Below are 19,148 nucleotides of genomic sequence, written 5' to 3'. Positions count from 1 at the left end.
GACTGAGAATCCAGTGACACGCTTCCCACCGGGGCGGGAGAGGGCCACGCAGTGGTGAGGGGAGATTGCCAAAGGCACACAGCCGTAAAGCAGCCCATAAAATTCATTGCCTGAAGGGCAATCCACAACTCTCGGCGGCAAAGCCGCCGTCAATCTTAAGGAGCCTCCCGCCCGCAGGGCCGGTCAAGCTTAAGAACCTTTCTTCACAGCCCCTTTTTTGACGTAAAAAAGACAGCACAAAAACACGGATACAAATCCCTGCCAGACAGTATTGCGGGCCTCTCAGAATCAGGCGCCAACGCTGAGCATACAGGAAAGTCCTGCAGCCGCCTTGAACCTGGGAAGCACTGCTTCATTCGCAGAATCAAATTTCATATGGATTTTTGTCCAATGCTGCGTCATCAGTCTCCTTAAATAGCCTGCTATTCGCGTCGACTGATTCCTTGCATTGAACTAAAATCCAAGAATGAAATTTGATAACGATTGAATCAGTGCTTCCCCGTCGTCCGGGAATGCGGGCTCATGCTGCAAGGGATGGTATCCGTGTTTTTGTTTTGTTGTCATACTTCTTTGAGAATCTGCAGAATCCGTTCCCACGTCCCTGGGGCCCGGGACATGGGGGAGAGAAATCGGAAGCCTGTATACAGGGATTCATGGCTTCCTGTCTGTCAAAGCTGCATTCCGGCCGGAATATTCGCGATATACATGGCAGACGGGAATAGAATCCTTCCATGGAGTTTCCTGATTTCCTTCTCCATACATTTATATTGCATAAGCACCCCTTTTTTACAACCTCCCTTGAAAATTTTGCTTTGAAATTAAGATAGCGACATCATGATTCTGTCATTTCCAGTAACAGAATGACGATGGGACGGATAGGGAAGCACGTAACGTTAGGCTCCTTCCCCAGAAAGGAGCTGGGCGGAGCCCTGAGGATAGGGCCGAGAAATTTTTTAAAAATTTTTCCCTCCAGGGGGTCTAAAAATCGAACCTTCTGCGATATTAATAGTAGAGGGATGAAAAGACCTCATGAGATGATGAATCCGATTTCCAAACGACCATCTTCCACATCCGCGGTAGAGAAGAGGGCAGGGGAGAGAGGAGACATCAGGGAATTCCACTTTTCAATCCTCCCTTCTTCTACAATCGGCCGATGATAGACAGAAGAAAATGCAATACCCAAAAAACAGAAGACAGAAAAGCAATAAGGAAGAGCGCTCGCAGGACTTTCCTCTCTCTGACGACATGTTCCGAGCAGCACCCACGTAAGCGGGAGAGCCAAGGCGCGGACGCCTGATTCATTGGTTGAACTTACCTGGAGACTCCCCTGATAGGCTTTTCTGTCTTTTTTGCGTGTTTATTGGAGTTAAACTGAATAACCGTATCATATTAAAGTGACTGAGAAAGAAATGACATTATTCCTTTCCCAGTCACTTTAATATGATAAAGAAAGTCTTTATCAAAATTTTCATTCTATCTTTTCACATTTTCGAATCTCGCGTTATTTATATAGTAGAGGGGCACGAAAAGCCCGCGGTTCTACCGGATATCACTCCATATGTTTCCAAGATGCGCATAAGAAATGATTCTATGGAGTGATGGAAAGCAGAAAAAGGTACCGCTTTTCTCCCTCGCCTGACTCGGCCGAGCGGGTAAAACAAAAAAGAGCAGAGAAATCCAGGACTTTAGACATCTATCGCGGCAGAAATGACGGGAGCTTCCTGCCTGGCGCGCGCCGTCGCACCTCGTGCAGCAGCGGCCGTAGACCATGCAGATACCGAACTCATTGGGCATAGGGGATGGAAAGGCACCGGGTTTCTTTGTGGTGAAAAGCAGCTTCGTTTGAGGCTGCTTTTTGTTTTTATGAAGAACATAACACTATGGCATGTGTCGAATGGTCAGGCTCCTTCTCCAGAAAGGAGCTGCCCGATAGGGCGGAGGAACACCGAAAAGATTCATCAAGAACTGACGACCCTATCTTCCGTCGCCTCAGGCGCTCCTCTTCTTTGATAAGGAACTATAAATTGCTGCGAAACCACTAACGTTAAATTGTCCGACTGTTGCTGGATGCCATGAAATGCATATAAAATCAGACTCTGCGGTTGAATCAGTGTGTCCCCGCAACTATCGTCAAAGCCATCTGCTATATGACGGAATGAAAATCCGTGCTTTCGCTTTTTGTATTGCATTTTCCTACCCGGCGCCGGGGTGAGGGGAGAAGTTCCTGCAGGAATCCATGATCATCTCTATGAAATGGCGGCTGCAGAACTTTCAGCCTGCCCGGGCGACAGCTCATGGCTTATTTCTCTGCTGCGTGGTTCCATTTCAGAGAGCTCCGGAAGGGTTCCTGTATTTCCCTCTCCACTTATTTATATTGCCTGGGAGAAGCAAAATGTAACCGACTTTGCGGAAAACGGATAAATGACTGAATATATGACAGATTATCGGATGGATTTGAAAAATAGTTCAGCAAATGAGTTTTCCAGTTAAAGTTTCTAGTTTTGGTAGAGTTATAACCGTTTCCCTCCATCCATGTTCATGTATGTGGAAGAACCAAGACGCGGATGCCTGATTCATTGGTTGATCTTACCTGGAGACTCCCCCTGATAGGCTTTTCTGTTTTTTGCGTGTTTATTGTTCGGGAAAATCAGTCAAAACGAGATGCCCCTTTTGCATGGGGGGTCTTTTTTTATTGAATGGGTAATATTAAAAAGTAGATGTCATCTCACTATATGATTGTAAGGTTAGAGTTTTATTAAATTTTATTGAGAAAGACAGAGCCTGTCATGGCTGTGAGTATAATAGTAAGTAAGAAATGATTTAAATATAAGAGGCGATGAAAATGGATTATCCACATTATCTGAGAAAAGGGACTGCTGGTGCAGACTACGTAACGCAGGAGTTTTCAAATATCAATCCTCTGTGCCGCTATACCAATGACTGCATATTCCGCGCTGTAGCTGGAGCTACGGACCAGAAGTGGCGGGATGTGTTTGCGGTGATGTCCCAGATGGGGCTGGAAATGCATATGATGCCTGATTATCCGGCTGTCCTCAGAGCCTATCTGAAGAAAATCGGTGCGGAGTACGTGTACAAATCAACCCTTGCAGCCAAAGGTAAACCGACAATCCGTGAATTTATCAAGACCCACCGGCAGGGCAACTATGTGATTCGTGTCTTTTGGCATGTGACCCGGGCGCGGGATGGAGTTCTTTATGACTGGGTGGACTGTCTGGATCAGCCCGTGCTGGAAGCATGGCAGGTGCCACGTCACAAGAGCCTGGTAGAAGGAAAAGTGGAAGATATGGTTCCATGGCTGTATGAAAAGAGGTCCTGAGTCATGTTTATTTTCAAGAATCCCATCCAAGAAAACAGAAAGAAACAGGATGCCATCATCCGCGCCTTGGCCATTGCAGAAAACAGGTTCTGGGAAGAGGTATACAAGGATATCTGCCGCGCCGCCTTTGAAATCTGTGACAATCCGCAGTACTTTGATACTTGGAAATACTACCTCATGGGCAGGTATCCGGGAAAATTCAAGACCTATCCGAAAACCCGGGGCAAAGCAAGAATGTCCATTAATCACTTTGCTGCAGACCATCCCAAAGGGATCTATATCCTTTTTCTCATCAATAACTATGTGACCTGTCTCATAGATGGAAACCAGTATGATGTGGAAGATATGACGAACAAGACAGTCCTTGCGTCCTGGGAAATAAAGCCGGTGAAAGGCTTTGAATAGAGCTGGTGATTCATTACCTGTGTATGGATGAGGTGGTGGGTGATATGGTACCTACGTTGCTTGAATACGCTTCCATTGCTGAAACGATTGGAATAGAAACTGGAATCAAGAAGCTTCCGCTGGGGATTGTTACATTTAAGCGGTTAGCAAAAAATGAGAAGGACTTTTTATGTGCAGAATCAGGAGCAACTTCTGCTGCCTTGGAGCCTTTCTACCAGTTCTCCACATAGTGGAGAACCTCCGTATGTGTCGATAGTGACTTAAATGGGATTGAGACCGGGAGAGGGGCTTGGCTAAAAGTTACTGGCTGCCCATCCACTCAATGTAGCCCGTTAGGACACTTGCAATTTTGGGAATGGTACTGATTCAAACACTGAATGAATTATAACTGGAAATATAGAAATACAGAAGAAACTTTTCATATTTATATCCATCATATGATATAATTATTCTGAACTCATAGAATCTAATCATGTGATTTTGAATAGTGTGGGGTAGCGATATGCGGGAGAAGATTGTAGTACCTAACGCACCAATACTTGTAGAATCGACCAGATCCATTGGATATTCCTTTGAGGCGGCTGTTGCAGATATTGTGGATAACAGTATTAGCGCAGGGGCAACTGAAGTGCTTATTGGTTTTCAGTCTATAGAACCAGCATGGCTTTGCATTGAAGACAACGGATGTGGCATGACGGCGGAAGAGTTGGAAAATGCTATGCGGTATGGGAGCCAAAGCTCTTTGACCCAGCGATCAGAAAATGATCTTGGCCGTTTTGGACTTGGTATGAAGATGGCGAGTTTATCACAATGCCGCACACTGATTGTCATGACTAAGAAAAATGGAATGATTAGTGCTGCCAGTTGGGATCTTGATTATATTGTACAGCAGAATAATTGGTCTTTGAAAACCTTCTCAGAAGATGAAATTCAGCAATTTCCAGGCTATGACTACCTGATGGTATGCGAATCCGGAACTGTAGTCATATGGAAAAATTTTGATCGTCTCCAAAAAGAGTCAGCTAATTTTCATCAGGACTTTGATGAAAAGATAGATGTAACAAGGCAGCATCTGGCACTGGTATTTCATCGATTTCTGGATGCAACAGAGCGTGTTGGTAAACCACCTTTGAAAATCTATATGAATGGTGATCAGGTTAAAGGGACAGATCCATTTCTTACTAAGAATCCGGCGACCCAGTCACTGGGTGAGATTCCACTCACCATTGATGGGGAAAAGATATTGGTAAAACCATATGTACTTCCCATTATTAGTAAGATTAAGAAATCAGAATTGAAAACTTTAGGCGGCAAGGAAGAGCTTCGACAAAGGCAGGGGTTCTATATTTATCGCAACAAAAGGCTGATCATATGGGGGACTTGGTTCCGACTTGTAAAACAGAACGAGTTGGGGAAGTTGGCACGTGTGCGTGTTGATATCCCAAACACGCTTGATTCTCTGTGGGATATCGATGTCAAGAAGTCGAAAGCCAGCTTACCCTATAAGATAAAGAAGAGTCTTGCCGATATTGTTTACCAGACGGTCGGTAAAAGCGAAAAGGTGTATCGGTATCGTGGTCGAAAAGTACAAAATGATCAGCTGGTGCATGTCTGGAATGTTATTGATGATCGTGGCACGTTCAGTTATCAGATAAATAGGGATTTTCCGGCATATAAATTGCTGGAGAATACTCTCGATGAGAAATCACAATCATTGCTGGATAGCTTTCTACAGATACTGGAAAACAGTTTCCCCTATGGGGATGTTTACTATCGGATGGCAAAGAATGAGACAACTTCTGAAAGTCAGCTGATGGATGAGCAGACCGTATACGATATGGCTGCAAACATGATTTCTGAAGTACAAGCAAGTCATGGAGATACACAGGATTTCCTTGAACAGTTGAAGCATTTGGATTTTTTTGTCAAATATCCAGAAGTAGTCAAGAAAATTATGGAGGTATATAAGAAATGACAAAAGAACAAAAAGATTTGTCGTCATTCGTTATTGCACGTTTGCGCAAAGAAGCATCTGTGAGTGAACAGCAGATTGTTGAGTGGGTTGATAAATTCTTGGGGATTTTTTCTTATACCCTTACCGAAGATGAAAAAGATGAGGTTATCCAAGATATTCAATCTAAAATGCACATAAAAATGGAGCGGGGAGCCTGTGTCCAGGAAAAAGGGCACAAGTCTTGGTACTATGCAGCCAGAGGGGAGAATGATTCTGTATTCTGGGATAGATATAGAGCATACCTCGTAAATGATCAGGGATGGGCACCTAAAGTAATAGATGAGTTGGATACAGCTACCAATGAAATTATGGATTTGCTGGGTAATCCAAAGCAATCGGAAGGTTTTCAGAGACGTGGACTCTGTATTGGTGAAGTCCAGTCAGGGAAAACATCTAATTATATTGCACTGATTAACAAGGCTGCCGATGCAGGTTATCGAGTATTTTTCCTTTTGACCGGTGTAATCGAGAAATTGCGCTCCCAGACGCAGGAACGTATTGATTTAGGCTTTACCGGACGCGATAGTGATGCATTTTTAAAACCAGGTGCCGATGGATCGCAGTCATCAGCGATTGGAGTTAGTGAGTTCAACTCTGAGAAAGAATGTATGGCTATCACTACAAAATCCAGCGATTTTCGTATCAATTCTGCACGCACCATTATTGGTAAGCTGGAAAATTTTAATTCGCCAGTTGTATTTGTTCTGAAAAAGAATAAATCGGTACTTACCAACCTGAAGAAATGGTTGGAAACTTTTAATCTGGATACTAACGGCAAGGTAAATTTGCCATTGTTATTGATTGATGATGAGGCGGATAATGCATCTGTTAATACAAAAGATGACGATTCATCTACGGCAATCAACACGTGCATTCGGCAGCTGCTTGGGTTGTTTAGTAAGGCCAGCTATGTAGGATTTACAGCCACGCCTTATGCCAATATCTTTATTGATCCAGATACGGATGATGAAATGCTGGGGGATGATCTTTTCCCGCGGGATTTTATTTATCAGCTTACGGCACCTTCTAACTACATAGGAGCAGAGTCGGTGTTTATGGAACCTCTTAATGAAGAAGAGCGTGTAAAATATCCGGACGAAGCTAACATTGGTAAGTACCATTGCCTTTTACGGAATAATGATGATTGTGAAGAATATCTGCCGCTTAAGCACAAGAAAACTGCCAGACTTGGAGAATTACCTGAAAGTTTGAAACAAGCCATTTTATCGTTTTTCATTGCTAACACAATTCGTGATCTGCGTGGAGATAAAACGAAACATCGTACTATGATGATTAATATTTCCAGGTTTATTTCGGTACAAAACCGGATAGCACGTCAGGTCAATTCTTTCGTCTTACAGTTCCAGAGAACGGTTAAAAATTATTATAAGATGGGAGATAAAGCACTTCAGTATCCAGAATTCCAGGAGTTGAAGAAAGTTTATGATAGCGATTTCAAGGGCTTTGCCATTACTGGTGAGACATCTCGCATTTCATATGACTGGTCAGACATTCAGAATGGGCTTAATGCAGCTATCGCACCGATTCATGTGGAAGCAGTGAATGGTGGGAATGCTTCTAAAAAACTTGACTATGAGAAATCAAAGGATACGGGTGATAGATTGATTGCGGTTGGTGGGCTGAGCTTGTCCCGTGGTTTGACTCTGGAAGGACTCTGCACCAGCTATTTCTATCGCAATTCTAAGATGTATGATACGCTGTTGCAGATGGGACGTTGGTTCGGCTATCGTCCCAATTATGATGATCTTTGCCGTATCTGGATGAGTGAGGAATCTGTGGATTGGTATCAGCAGATTACAGAAGCAACATTAGAGCTGCACCGTAGAATTATCCGGATGCAAAATGAAGGAGATACGCCAATAGACTTTGGCCTTTGTGTGCGTCAGGATAAAACGGCTCTTATTGTTACAGCCAGGAATAAAATGAGAACAGCCAAGGATTATGTTCGTACGGTAGTCCTTAGCGGTAGCGTAATTGATACGAAATATATAAGTGCAAAATCAAATGTCATCAAAAACAATCTGAACTACACAAAGAGCTTTATTGAAGAGTTACTTCACAAATACGGACAACCCGTTGATACAAAAAATTTAGCACGGAAAAATATTCAGTTTTTGAATGTTGATAGTCAGGATGTGTTAGATTTTCTTTCTTTATATCAAAGCCATATTCTGAATACAGATTTCCAGCCAGATGACTTAAAACATGTATTTACTGATTATGGACACGATTTCCCTAAGTGGGATATTGCGATAGCACAGGGTAAGGGAAAGTTATATGATCTTGGTGGGACTAGGATTCCCTTGGTAATACGTGGCTTTTCTTATTTGAAGGATAAAGAAGTATTACAGATGTCTGGGAAAAGTGCACATCTGGCGGATAAAGGAATGTCAAGAGCGGGCCTCACCAAGGAACAGGCAAATGATATTGAAAAGAAAAATTTTGACATGACTCATAAATCAGATAGCGCAGAAACTTACTTCCAGCCAGGGATTAAAAGAAACCCACTGCTGGTCATCTATCCAGTGGAACTGAATGCTGAAAATAAGCTGACTGTTGAGAAACAAGATATCGCTGCTAAAATCAGCGTTCCTCTTATTGGTCTTAGTATTGGCATTCCTTCCATTAACGGACAGAGAGCAGTCAAGCACAACTACAAGATTAATAAAGTTATGCAACGGCAGATAATGGAACTCAAAGGAGATCTGACTAATGCCGGTGATGATTTTGAAGAAACAGACGAGACGATTCCGGAGGATGACAGATGATAACTCAATCATTTTTTGAGGAGTTTAAGGTACCGGATAATTTCCAACTTCTTACTCCCGGTAAAACGTTACATTTTTATGCAGGCGTAGATGCCAATAATAAACCTACTGTTTTTATTCTGACATCTGTCAAACCAGGTAATCTGCAGACCAATGGTGCGATTTCCGTTGAAACTGGTCGCCGCAGGGATGGAAGGTGGACACTTTCTTTTACTTTGGAAAAGTCGGATTTGCTCGATGTCTTTTCTGCTTTTGCCAATGACCTGGTTGATTCTTCTCTCGATGTCAAGAGCGAAAAAGAAGGACTGGCGTTTGTTGAAAGTCGGTATGAGGCTTGGCGGGAAATCATGGCTTCCGGGCATAGTGGTCTCCTATCTCTCAATGCTATCAAAGGCCTTATCGGGGAGATGTACTTTCTACTCCATTACATGATTCCCACGTATGGAGTAGAGAAATCCGTGTTATCTTGGATTGGCCCCAGGGAAGCGGCTCAGGATTTCGTTGTGGATAATACTTGGTATGAAATTAAAACAATAGCTTCCAGCAGTGAGACGGTTACCATTTCTTCTCTTGAGCAGTTGGATTCCGACCAGCAGGGAGAGTTGGTTGTGCAGTATGCGGATAAAACAAGTGTTACTAATCAATCCGGCTGTACGGTAAACCAGTTGTACAAGCAGCTTATGGAATTGGTTGTATCAAGAGTTGACTTGAAGCAGTTATTGCAAAGTGAATTGCAAAAGATGGGATACCTTCCCATTTCTTATTATGACAACTTTGCATTTGTTTTCAAGGCGACATCCTATTATCAGGTGAATGCTGGCTTTCCAGCACTTCGGCGGAGAAAGATACCAAATTCTATTGCCGGAGCCGTATACCAGATTTCCTTATCCGCGATTGAACCTTTCAAGAAAGAAGGATAACCATGGATTTAGAGTCATTCAGACAATCAATATTGCAGGAAGTACATGTAAATGCTTCTCAGAATGGGACTTTCCCTCGCGATGAATTTTTGGCACTGTACACAGAGGAACTTGTAGAAGCTGAAGAGTTTGTAGACTTTGAACCAGTGCAATATGATGGTTCAGGAAGTCGTAATAAACATTTACAAATAGATGGTTATTATTATGATGACCTTGAACAAAGTCTGGGGCTTTTTATTTGTGATTTCTCTGACAGCGAGGTTACTGAAACTGTAACACGAGGAGATGCTGAAACTTCTTTTCGACGTGAAGAGGCTTTTGTACAGGATGCTTTGAGTGGCTTTATTCAGAAACATGCTGAGGAAAGTTCTCCGGGGTATGGCTTGGCGGTTGATATTTCCGGTCGTTACAAAGATGTCCGAAAGTATAAGTTTTACCTCATTACTGATAAGGTTCTTAGTAAAAGAATAACCGGAATTCCTGGTAGCAAACTTGGAAAGGCAGAAACGGAATATTCCATCTGGGATATTAGCCGACTTCAGGGAATCCGGGAATCAAAAACCGGCAAAGAAGATATAGTTATCCATCTGTCGGATTTTGGAGTAGAGGGAATCCCATGTTTGAAAGCCAGTGAGAGTGAAGATTATACGGCTTACCTTTGTAATATTCCAGGAAAGGTGCTTGCCGATATGTACAATCATTACGGCAGCAGGCTTTTAGAGGGGAATGTCCGGTCATTTTTGTCTGTAAGAGGCAAGATTAACAAAGGAATCAGAAATACGATTCTAAATGATCCTGCTAAGTTTTTTGCCTACAACAATGGAATTGCAGCAACAGCATACGCTATCCAAACGGAACAGGGATTTTCGTCCTTGATGATTACGGAAATCACAGGTTTGCAGATTGTTAATGGCGGGCAGACAACCGCATCTCTAGCCAATGCTTTAATCAAGGACAAGGCAAGGGCTAACAATTTGCAAAATATTTATGTCCCAATGAAATTGTCTGTAGTTTCGCCGGAGAAAGCTGTGACTTTGATTCCAGATATTGCAAGATTTGCTAACAGTCAGAACAAGGTAAGCGAAGCGGATTTCTTCTCTAATTCGCCTTTCCACATCCGCATGGAAGAAATTTCCCGACGTCTGATTGCTCCAGCGGTCGATGGCAACCAGTTTGGCACTCATTGGTATTATGAACGTGCCAGGGGACAGTACCGGCAGGAACAGGCAAAGATGACAGAAGCTGAAAAGAAGAAATTCCAAATGGAAAATCCGAAGCGGCAGATGTTTACGAAGACTGATTTGGCTAAATATTACAACATTTACCAGATGATGCCGGATAAGGTCAGTCTTGGGGCACAAAAGAACTTCATTCAGTTTGCTAATTGGGCAGGAGAACAGTGGAATAAAAACGATTTAAATTTCAATGAGGTATTTTTCAAGAGAGTTGTCTGTGTGGATATTCTGTTCAAAGCTGTTGATGATATTGTCAAACATGCTTCCTGGTATGATGGCGGCTACAAAGCCCAGGTAAATACCTATACTCTTTCATGGCTGTTTTATCTGATCCAGAAGTACTATCCCCAATATGCTTTCAATTTCAGAGACGTATGGAATAAACAACGTGTGTCGGATGAATTGAAGATACAGCTGGAATCATTGGCAGAAAAGGTATTCTATCATCTGACTAACCCGAATCGGTTGGTACAAAATGTCACAGAATGGGCTAAACGTGCAGACTGCTGGGGAAAATTGAAAGAAATGGATTTTCAACTTAGCCCGGCTTTAGTCAGATGGTTAGTGCCTAAAGAAGCGGTGTCTGAACAGGAAAAAGACGCCAAAGTTGAGCAGAAGGAAATCAGCAAGGCCAATGCCATGATTCAGGTTGCTAACTATGGTGTAGAAAATTGGAAAAAAGTTCAAAAGTGGGGAATTGAAAACAATATATTCTCTGCTACGGATTTGTCTTTCCTAAAGGCTGCTATTGCAATGGAAAAAGGAAAATTTCCGACCGATCGTCAATGCGTTAAAATTTTGGGGGTTTTGCAGAAAGCGAGAGATGAAAGTTATCCGGATTAGTCAATGTTGTATATGACTGCAAATAGATTCATTTCCTATTTTCTATTAGTCATCAGGCCTTTTTACTGCTATAATGCTAGAGAGAGTTTTTTCTGAAAGGAGGGGTGATATATGCCACTAAACTATTTGGATCTATTTGCCGGTGCAGGCGGACTGTCTGAAGGCTTTATTAAAGCAGGCTTTCATCCAGTTGCACATATCGAAATGGATAGAGCGGCATGCTTCACCCTTAAAACTCGGAGTGCCTACTATTGGCTAAAGCAGCATGGGCAAGAAAATGTTTATGATGATTACCTGAATGGCAGAATTACAAGGGAAGAATTCTACGCTCATGTTCCTTTGGAAGTTCTGAATTCTGTTCTCCAACGTACCATGGACGAGAATAATCTGGATGAAATTTTCGGAAGAATTGACGAATTGCGTGATGGAGAGCCGATTGATCTTATCATCGGCGGACCGCCCTGTCAGGCATATTCTCTGGTAGGCCGTGCACGGGATGAACATGGAATGATAGGCGATTCGCGTAACTACCTGTATCGCCTTTATGCCAGGTTCTTGGAGAAATATCAGCCGAGGTATTTTGTCTTTGAAAATGTTTTGGGGTTATTGTCCGCTAAAGAGTCTAATGGAGATAAACATTTTGACTTGATGCGAAAAACTTTCAGCGCATGTGGATATACTACCGAAACAAAAGTTCTCAATGCCAGAAGCTATGGGGTATTGCAGAATCGTAAGCGCTTGATTCTTATAGGAAAGTTAGGCGGCTCGGAGGGGTTTTATCCTAAAATCGAACAGATGCCAACGGATCAGTATCTTGTAAAGGAAATTTTTGATGATTTGCCTTCTTTACAAGCTGGCGGGGGGGTGCCAACGCCGGTCAAAACAAAACCGTATCATGGGACATATCTGTATCGAGCGGGCATTCGGGATCCTGGTGATAGGTATGAAATGGTAAGTCAGCATTATGCCAGACCAACAAATGCTCATGACAAGGCTATCTATCATATTGCAGTGGAACAGTGGAATCATTCAAAAAAGAGATTGATGTATACTGACCTGCCAGCTTATATGAGGACGCATAAGAATTTGGATTCATTTCTGGATCGATTTAAAGTAGTGGCTGCTGATTTATCCTATTCTCAAACCGTGGTGGCTCACCTGGCTAAGGATGGGCATTATTATATTCATCCGGATATCAGACAAAACAGGTCTATCACGCCCAGAGAAGCAGCCCGGTTACAGACTTTTCCGGATAACTACTATTTTGAGTCTGTTTCAGGGAGACCGTCAAGAACATATGCCTTTAAGCAAATCGGGAATGCTGTACCAGTGAATTTGGCATTTAGCATTGCAAAAGCTATTAGAGAGTGTTTTATACATCCCGACGATTATCCTAAGGAAACTGAGGGCATTATTCATTTTAAGCCTTAATTTTGAGCTGGCCAGGCGTGGCTGGCTCTTTTGGTATACCATTTTTATAAGGGCAGTGAAAAGTCTTGGATGTATTGACGAAAGAACAGCGTCATAAAAATATGTCACATATCCGAAATAAAAATACCAAAGCTGAGGTTATGCTGCGTAGGGCATTATGGCATCAAGGGGTTCGATATAGAAAAAATTATAGCGTACTCCCTGGGAAACCAGATATTGCTATTACGAGATGCCATATTGCCATTTTTGTAGATGGTGACTATTGGCATGGACGGAATTTAGCAGAGTTGGAAAAGAAGGATATTCATAACAAGGAGTTTTGGATACAAAAACTTTCTGGAAATGTAGAGCGGGATAAACAGGTTAATGATATGCTAACAGAGATGGGATGGATTGTTTTACGTTTTTGGGAGACGGATATCAAACATGATCTTTCCGGTATTGTAGAGAGAATTATGAGTTTCGTGCCTGTTAGTGACTTCATGAAAGGCAATAAATAAGCTAAAGACTGGAGGTGCTTGGAAATCTATGGGGCGCATGGTTGAAGATACTATCAAATCTCTATATGCTTATGGCAAGAAGGTGTACGAAAATAAGCTTAGTTTGGGAGAGGCGGCACAGGAGGTTAATCGTATTCATCCTGAAGTTGCTGTTTCTTCAGCCAAACATTATATCAGCTGGTATTCTGAAATGCGTGCAGGGCGCTGGTTGTCATGGAATTCGAATTCAAATCTTTTACTGTACTATGTTGAACATATTAAGGAAGATGATGGAATAGAGGCTGGAAAACTTGCGTTACAAGGCGCTGAAAAGTTTGCGGAACATGCACAGCGGAAAGAACTCATGGATGATTTGAATAAATTGGCACAACGACTGGGCTTGGAGGGTCAGAAGAAAAATCATATTAGCCATGAAAGAAGTGATGATGAAATGGATAATAAAGCTATTATTAAGCAGATTAAACGCTTCATCTCGCAAAAAGGATTTTCCTATCCTGGCGATATTATAGAAAATTTCTACCTTAGCCTGAAGACAAAACCTTTCGTTATCCTGGCAGGGACTTCGGGAACGGGGAAGACGCGTTTGGTACGGCTCTTTGCTGAGGCGGTAGGGGCCTTTTCCGATGGGGAGAAGCGGTATCTTCAGGTTCCGGTACGCCCTGATTGGTCAGATTCTTCTGATCTGTTCGGCCATCTGAACCTGAATGGGGATTTTGTGAAGGGACCCATTACTGATTTTCTAAAGAGCGCAGAGGAAAATCCAGAGTATCCCTATTTCCTGTGTCTGGATGAAATGAATTTGGCACGGGTAGAGTACTATATGAGCGATCTCCTATCCATCATGGAGACCCGGGATGTGGTGGATGGTCGGATTGTGACGGATAAGATCTATTTAAATGGGTATGGTGATTTGGGGCTGCCGGAGAATCTGTATATCATAGGTACGGTAAATATGGATGAAACCACGTTTCCTTTCAGCAAGAAGGTGCTGGATCGGGCAAATACGATTGAGTTTTCTTATGTGAATCTGGTGCCTGGTTTTGAAGAGCTGGGAGATTCTTCACCTGTTCGTTCGTTTACATTGTCCAATGATTTCTTTCGGGCGGAGTACCTATATTTGGCACAGTGTGGTGGGAAAGATTGGGACTATGTACGGAGCTGCAGCATAGAGCTGGAGGAAATCAATACTATCCTGCGAGAGGCTAATGCTCATGTGGGATACCGGGTGCGGGATGAAATTGCGTTTTACCGGCTGTATAACCACAAAATGCATTTAATGAATGATATGGCTGCCATGGATCATGAGATTTTGCAAAAAATTTTGCCACGCATCCAGGGGAGCAGTGGGGCTGTGCGGGATATGCTGGTGCATTTATTCCAGTATTGTGCAGGGGAATATGAGGGGTACCGGACGGATACGGCAGAGGTGTTCCGGAAGATGGAAGCGGCGCTGTCGGATAAGGCAGTGCATCCGAAGTATCTTAGGAGCGCAGAGAAGATTGCATTTATGATGAGGAGACTGGAAGAGGATGGATTCACGCCCTATTGGTTCTGATGAGCTGATATATATCCAGGCAGGGAACATCAGCATTACGGTGAAGGGAAAAATTCCGGCTGTCTCTCCAGATGGTTCTGAAGCTGAGGAGGCATCTTCATTTCGTGTCCACTGCCGGGATGAAGTGACTGCTCTGAGAGTTGGCGGCTGTAAAGTGGACAGGAAGCAGCGTTTTTTTTCGTGTGCACCGCTTTTCTTTGAACAGCATGCATATGAAATTATTATAGAAAATACGGGCAGCGGAGAGGTGTCTTTCTGGCATGAAAACTTGTCTGTTCGGCGAGCAGTAACCCCAGTAGGAAGCCGGGGGACTCTGCTTTCAGGAATAGTGAATTTCAGAAATGATATCGGTTTTTCCGATTTTATCATCCGTCTTAATGAGGAAGAGTATATAAAGCTCACTATCGAGGTTTTCCCAGAGAAAATCAGTTACCGCAAGGATTACAGGGAAATCATGGCAGATGTGGCTGAAGAATTGTACGGCATCGTTTTTGATTTCCTGCGGAAGACATACAGTGGGTACGGGCAGAGTGGTAGTCATGGAGGAAGTCCGGTTGAATTTTATGCGGTGGTTACAACTATCTTTGGGCGATTTCTGCGTGCTCTGGATAAAATTATTTCTGAACCGCATCATACATTGGAGAGCCGTCATGAAATGATGCCTGGTTACAAGACTGTCTCTCTGGACCGCCGTTCCATAAACTGGCTGACCCATCATCCTGAGCATATAGTCAAGAAGCAGGGGCATTTTATGGTGGATAAGACCATGGCGGCAGTGAAGAAGGTAAGTTATGATACCCGGGAGAACCGGATGACCCGGTATATCCTGGACTCTACTATATGGAGGCTGCATACTTTCCGTCAGATGTATGGACTCATGGCAAGGGAGAAAGATGAAGCTGTATTTACCGGTATTGATAGCATGGTTCAGAGTCTGAGGCGTCGGGAGACGGGAACATTCCTGCAGGCTGTAGAAAGTCAGGGCAGTGAAGCGGGATTGTCTCTGGTCTTTGCAATGGCGCCCGGTTATAGGGAATTGTATAAATATTATCTCATGTTGGAACGTGGCCTGAATTTGACAGGAGATGTATTCCATGCATCGGTGAAGGATTTGGCTGTACTTTATGAGTATTGGTGTTTCATAAAGTTAAATAGCTTGCTCCGTAAGAAATATGAGCTGGTGTCACAGGATGTAATCAGGACAGAGGGAAACAGGATCTTTGTGACGCTGCTCAAAGGAAAGGGTTCTGAGGTACGGTACCGAAATCCCTACAGTGGGGAGCAAATTGTACTATCTTACAATCCCCGGGAGACGGGGCTTCCTACGGTGCCGCAGAGGCCGGATAATGTGTTGACCCTCACGAAGAATGGGATGGAGGATGGCAGTCTGACATACCGGTATATTTTTGATGCGAAATACAAAATTGACCCGGCGGTAGAGGGGAGTTACTATTACAATGTGATTTCTCATACACCTGGTCCGCGGGAAGAGGATATCAATACCATGCATCGCTACCGGGATGCCATCGTATCAGAGGAAGGGGACCGGGACTATGAGCGTACCATGTTTGGCGCGTATGTCTTGTTTCCCTATGCAGATGAAGAAACGTATCGGAAGCATAAGTTTTATAAAAGCATAGAAACCGTCAATATTGGCGGGCTGCCGTTTCTGCCCTCTGCCACGGGTATGGTAGAGCAGATGCTGGATGAACTGGTGGCAGATTCGCCGGAGTCTGCCTTTGAACGTACGGTCTTGCCGTTGGGCATTGAGCAGAAGCTGGATAGGGTAGATTGGGAACGGCGGGATGTGTTGGTGGGGGTGTTGAAAAATGTGAAGCAGCTCCAGATTTGCCAGAAGTACCATTTCTATCATATTCCCGCCTCTAAAATTCCCGAGAAAAGGCTGCCTATCCACTATGTTGCCATTTATCAGTCGCGCCGCCTGTTTGGAGAGGATTCCGGTATTTTTCTGTACGGGGAAGTGATAAGGACGGCGCTGGTCCGGCGGCGTAGCATCCGGGAGATTCCAAAGGATTCAGATGAGTTGTATTACCGTTTCGCCGTCCGGGAATGGAAAAGACTGTCTCATCCGGTGAAAGTGCGGGAGAGTGCAAGAATTGCAGATTACACCAATCTTTTTCTGCTTCAGCATGCGGATGAAATGCCGGATCTCAAAATCAGGTCAGAAGAAGAATATCGTTTATACTATGAACTCCGCCGTCTATCAAAAGGTGCTCTCACAAACGACCCGGAAAAGCCACTCTGTTTCCGCCATGGTAAGTTCCTTATGGATTATGAAGACAGTAATATCCGAATTCTGTATGACGGAAAAATCCGAGATCTCATTTCAGCTGAGCAGTTCATCCGGCACCCCTATTGGTATTTCAAGAAGCTGATGCAGTACTTGCAGGTGGCTCAAGACACATAATCTTTATGAATAGAGCTATAGAATTTCTTCAAATTATATGCCTTGGATTCATATAATGATACAATGGAATAATCGAAAAATGCTGCCGCTTCTATAATATTTTTATGTCAATATTTTTATACCGAAGAAAGAATCAATCCAGCGGCGCATAGTCTTCCGCAAAATCCTTATACGCCCTTTCCCTGGCCTCTTTCTCCGTTTCCTCAATCTTTTCCGGTTCCGTCAGCAGAACGTGAAGCAGGATATCCTTCACTGCCTCTGCCTGGCCGGAAGAGACGGACCACTGTTCTTTGGCCCAGGTCTCCTCAAAGTGGGACCATACATAGATACGGCGGTAATAGGTCACGTTGTATGAGTATGTGTGAAGCCGTCTCAGGATTTCATTCTGCACGCTGTTTCTGTCCATTTTTCTTCTCCCTGCATGGTACAAACATTTGATTGATTTCCTACATTATACTACAAAAATGTATTAACTATCAACAGAAATATTCATTTTGGAGTGACGTGATGGATACTTTTATCAAGCAGCTTTTTCAGACATTGAGGGACAACGACTCCCATATTTCAGAATCCGCCCTAGCCCGTAAGCTGGGGATTCTCCAATACTCCCTTAACCGCTCCATTTCCAGCGGCAGTGTCAAACTCTCCGTATTCCTCAGGGCTTTGAGCCTCATGGGCTATACCCTGGAAATCAAGAAAGAAGGGAAAACGGTGGCTGCCATCCGGCCGGAAGACTACCCACCGACGGACAGGGAAAAGCAGGATAAATAATAAAAGGCGCCTTTTCACAGGGCGTTTTTTTGATATCTATAATGAAATCTTCTTTATAATCTACAATTAATTTTCCATTGTCAGGTTCTGTCATGATGGTGAGTATAATAAGGATAGAGGTATATTTTTAAAGGAGGCGGCTGTTATGATAGCGGACAGGGCAAGGGCCATGATGGCCATAACGGGCGGAGAGATTCCGGAGCTGGAGGTGCGGGGCGCTTTTTCCGGGGAGTGGAGAAATCTGCCGGAGCGGCGGATTTCTTTCCATTTCTATATGGGAGGGGATGAGGAAATCCTCAGTTACGGTGCGTTCTGCATGAAATGCGGACGTATGCCGGTGGTCAGGGGAGCCATTGATTTCTATCCCTGGCATCTCCTGGGCCTGGCGGCTTTTTTCTATGTGGCGGACAAGCAGGGCGGTGCGGGGCTCTGGTTTTATGACCCCGACTGCAGTTGCGACGTGGTCTATCTGGAACCGGTAGCGGGCACGGGAAAGATGGTGCTGACGGTGCGCAAGAACAGGCATTATGATAATCCCGACGAGAATGTGTGCCCGGTGAAGTTCCGGTGCCTGGTGGAGAGGGTGAGGTTCCTTCGTGATTTCCGGAAGGCCCTTTCGAAAAAGGTGAGTGATCCGGCTCTGGAGAAATGGATGGTCCCGCGGGTGAACGAGGCTTTCGCTGAGGGTCTGGACAGGGAAGAGAAGCTGGCCCGGGTAAGGAAGGCGGAAGAAATCGCGGCCGGCGCGGCGCCCTATGAAAATGATTCCGGAGAGATGGAGATGTATGAGGTTAAGATGAAGTATGATGAACTGGAATACTTGGCGGCGGCGCTTCGGGAGGTGAATGTCATCCGGCAGGATTCATGGGTGATGGGTGAGCCTCTGCCGGAGAGGAAGCTGGAGGAGTTTGTGAGATAGG

At 44.0% G+C, this 19,148-nt stretch carries 14 protein-coding genes; 13 read left to right on the top strand and 1 reads right to left on the bottom strand.

Annotation, left to right across the window (positions count from 1 at the left end):
* Window positions 1-2,842: 2,842 nt before the first annotated feature.
* From Q0482_RS02940 to Q0482_RS02890, 11 genes are all read left to right on the top strand, one after another.
* Window positions 2,843-3,337 carry a hypothetical protein gene (locus Q0482_RS02940; RefSeq protein WP_299143177.1) on the top strand — a complete coding sequence of 165 codons (495 nt, stop codon included), beginning with the start codon at window positions 2,843-2,845 and terminating at the stop codon, window positions 3,335-3,337.
* A gap of 3 nt (window positions 3,338-3,340) precedes the next feature.
* The gene (locus tag Q0482_RS02935) at window positions 3,341-3,742 is read left to right on the top strand and encodes a hypothetical protein (protein ID WP_299143175.1); all 402 of its coding nucleotides are present in this window, start codon (window positions 3,341-3,343) and stop codon (window positions 3,740-3,742) included.
* Window positions 3,743-3,765: 23 nt separating this feature from the next.
* Complete coding sequence (locus tag Q0482_RS02930; RefSeq protein ID WP_299143172.1) at window positions 3,766-3,972, top strand: hypothetical protein; 207 nt, start codon at window positions 3,766-3,768, stop codon at window positions 3,970-3,972.
* A gap of 272 nt (window positions 3,973-4,244) precedes the next feature.
* On the top strand, window positions 4,245-5,717 hold the full coding sequence (locus Q0482_RS02925; RefSeq protein WP_299143169.1) for an ATP-binding protein: 1,473 nt from the start codon (window positions 4,245-4,247) through the stop codon (window positions 5,715-5,717).
* A complete protein-coding gene (locus tag Q0482_RS02920; protein WP_299143167.1) occupies window positions 5,714-8,545 on the top strand; it encodes a Z1 domain-containing protein in 2,832 nt (943 codons plus the stop codon). Before Q0482_RS02925 ends, Q0482_RS02920 begins: the two co-directional genes overlap by 4 nt.
* Complete coding sequence (locus Q0482_RS02915) at window positions 8,542-9,465, top strand: PD-(D/E)XK motif protein (protein ID WP_299143164.1); 924 nt, start codon at window positions 8,542-8,544, stop codon at window positions 9,463-9,465. The genes Q0482_RS02920 and Q0482_RS02915 overlap by 4 nt, the downstream gene beginning before the upstream one ends.
* Window positions 9,466-9,467: 2 nt before the next feature.
* Complete coding sequence (locus Q0482_RS02910; RefSeq protein WP_299143162.1) at window positions 9,468-11,543, top strand: AIPR family protein; 2,076 nt, start codon at window positions 9,468-9,470, stop codon at window positions 11,541-11,543.
* A 111-nt stretch (window positions 11,544-11,654) separates the two neighbouring features.
* On the top strand, window positions 11,655-12,974 hold the full coding sequence (locus Q0482_RS02905; protein WP_299143159.1) for a DNA cytosine methyltransferase: 1,320 nt from the start codon (window positions 11,655-11,657) through the stop codon (window positions 12,972-12,974).
* A gap of 65 nt (window positions 12,975-13,039) precedes the next feature.
* Window positions 13,040-13,474, top strand: coding sequence for a very short patch repair endonuclease (locus tag Q0482_RS02900; RefSeq protein WP_307973477.1), 435 nt, complete (start codon window positions 13,040-13,042; stop codon window positions 13,472-13,474).
* A gap of 37 nt (window positions 13,475-13,511) precedes the next feature.
* The gene (locus tag Q0482_RS02895; RefSeq protein ID WP_299143156.1) at window positions 13,512-15,029 is read left to right on the top strand and encodes an AAA family ATPase; all 1,518 of its coding nucleotides are present in this window, start codon (window positions 13,512-13,514) and stop codon (window positions 15,027-15,029) included.
* On the top strand, window positions 15,004-17,457 hold the full coding sequence (locus tag Q0482_RS02890) for a DUF2357 domain-containing protein (RefSeq protein WP_299143153.1): 2,454 nt from the start codon (window positions 15,004-15,006) through the stop codon (window positions 17,455-17,457). The genes Q0482_RS02895 and Q0482_RS02890 overlap by 26 nt, the downstream gene beginning before the upstream one ends.
* A gap of 133 nt (window positions 17,458-17,590) precedes the next feature.
* On the opposite strand, the gene Q0482_RS02885 is transcribed toward Q0482_RS02890, so the two are convergent.
* The gene (locus tag Q0482_RS02885) at window positions 17,591-17,863 is read right to left on the bottom strand and encodes a hypothetical protein (protein ID WP_299143150.1); all 273 of its coding nucleotides are present in this window, start codon (window positions 17,861-17,863) and stop codon (window positions 17,591-17,593) included.
* 101 nt (window positions 17,864-17,964) lie between these two features.
* Here Q0482_RS02885 and Q0482_RS02880 point away from each other — a divergent pair, with 101 nt between their 5' ends.
* The gene (locus tag Q0482_RS02880) at window positions 17,965-18,228 is read left to right on the top strand and encodes a hypothetical protein (RefSeq protein WP_299143147.1); all 264 of its coding nucleotides are present in this window, start codon (window positions 17,965-17,967) and stop codon (window positions 18,226-18,228) included.
* A 145-nt stretch (window positions 18,229-18,373) separates the two neighbouring features.
* Entirely contained in the window at window positions 18,374-19,147 is a 774-nt protein-coding gene (locus tag Q0482_RS02875; RefSeq protein WP_299143144.1) for a hypothetical protein, read from the top strand.
* The last annotated feature ends 1 nt before the right edge of the window (window position 19,148 follow it).

This window comes from uncultured Dialister sp., assembly GCF_937959425.1.
Lineage (GTDB): Bacteria > Bacillota > Negativicutes > Veillonellales > Dialisteraceae > Dialister.
Note: the sequence above shows the minus strand (reverse complement) of the source record. Positions and strands in the feature narration are given on the sequence as shown.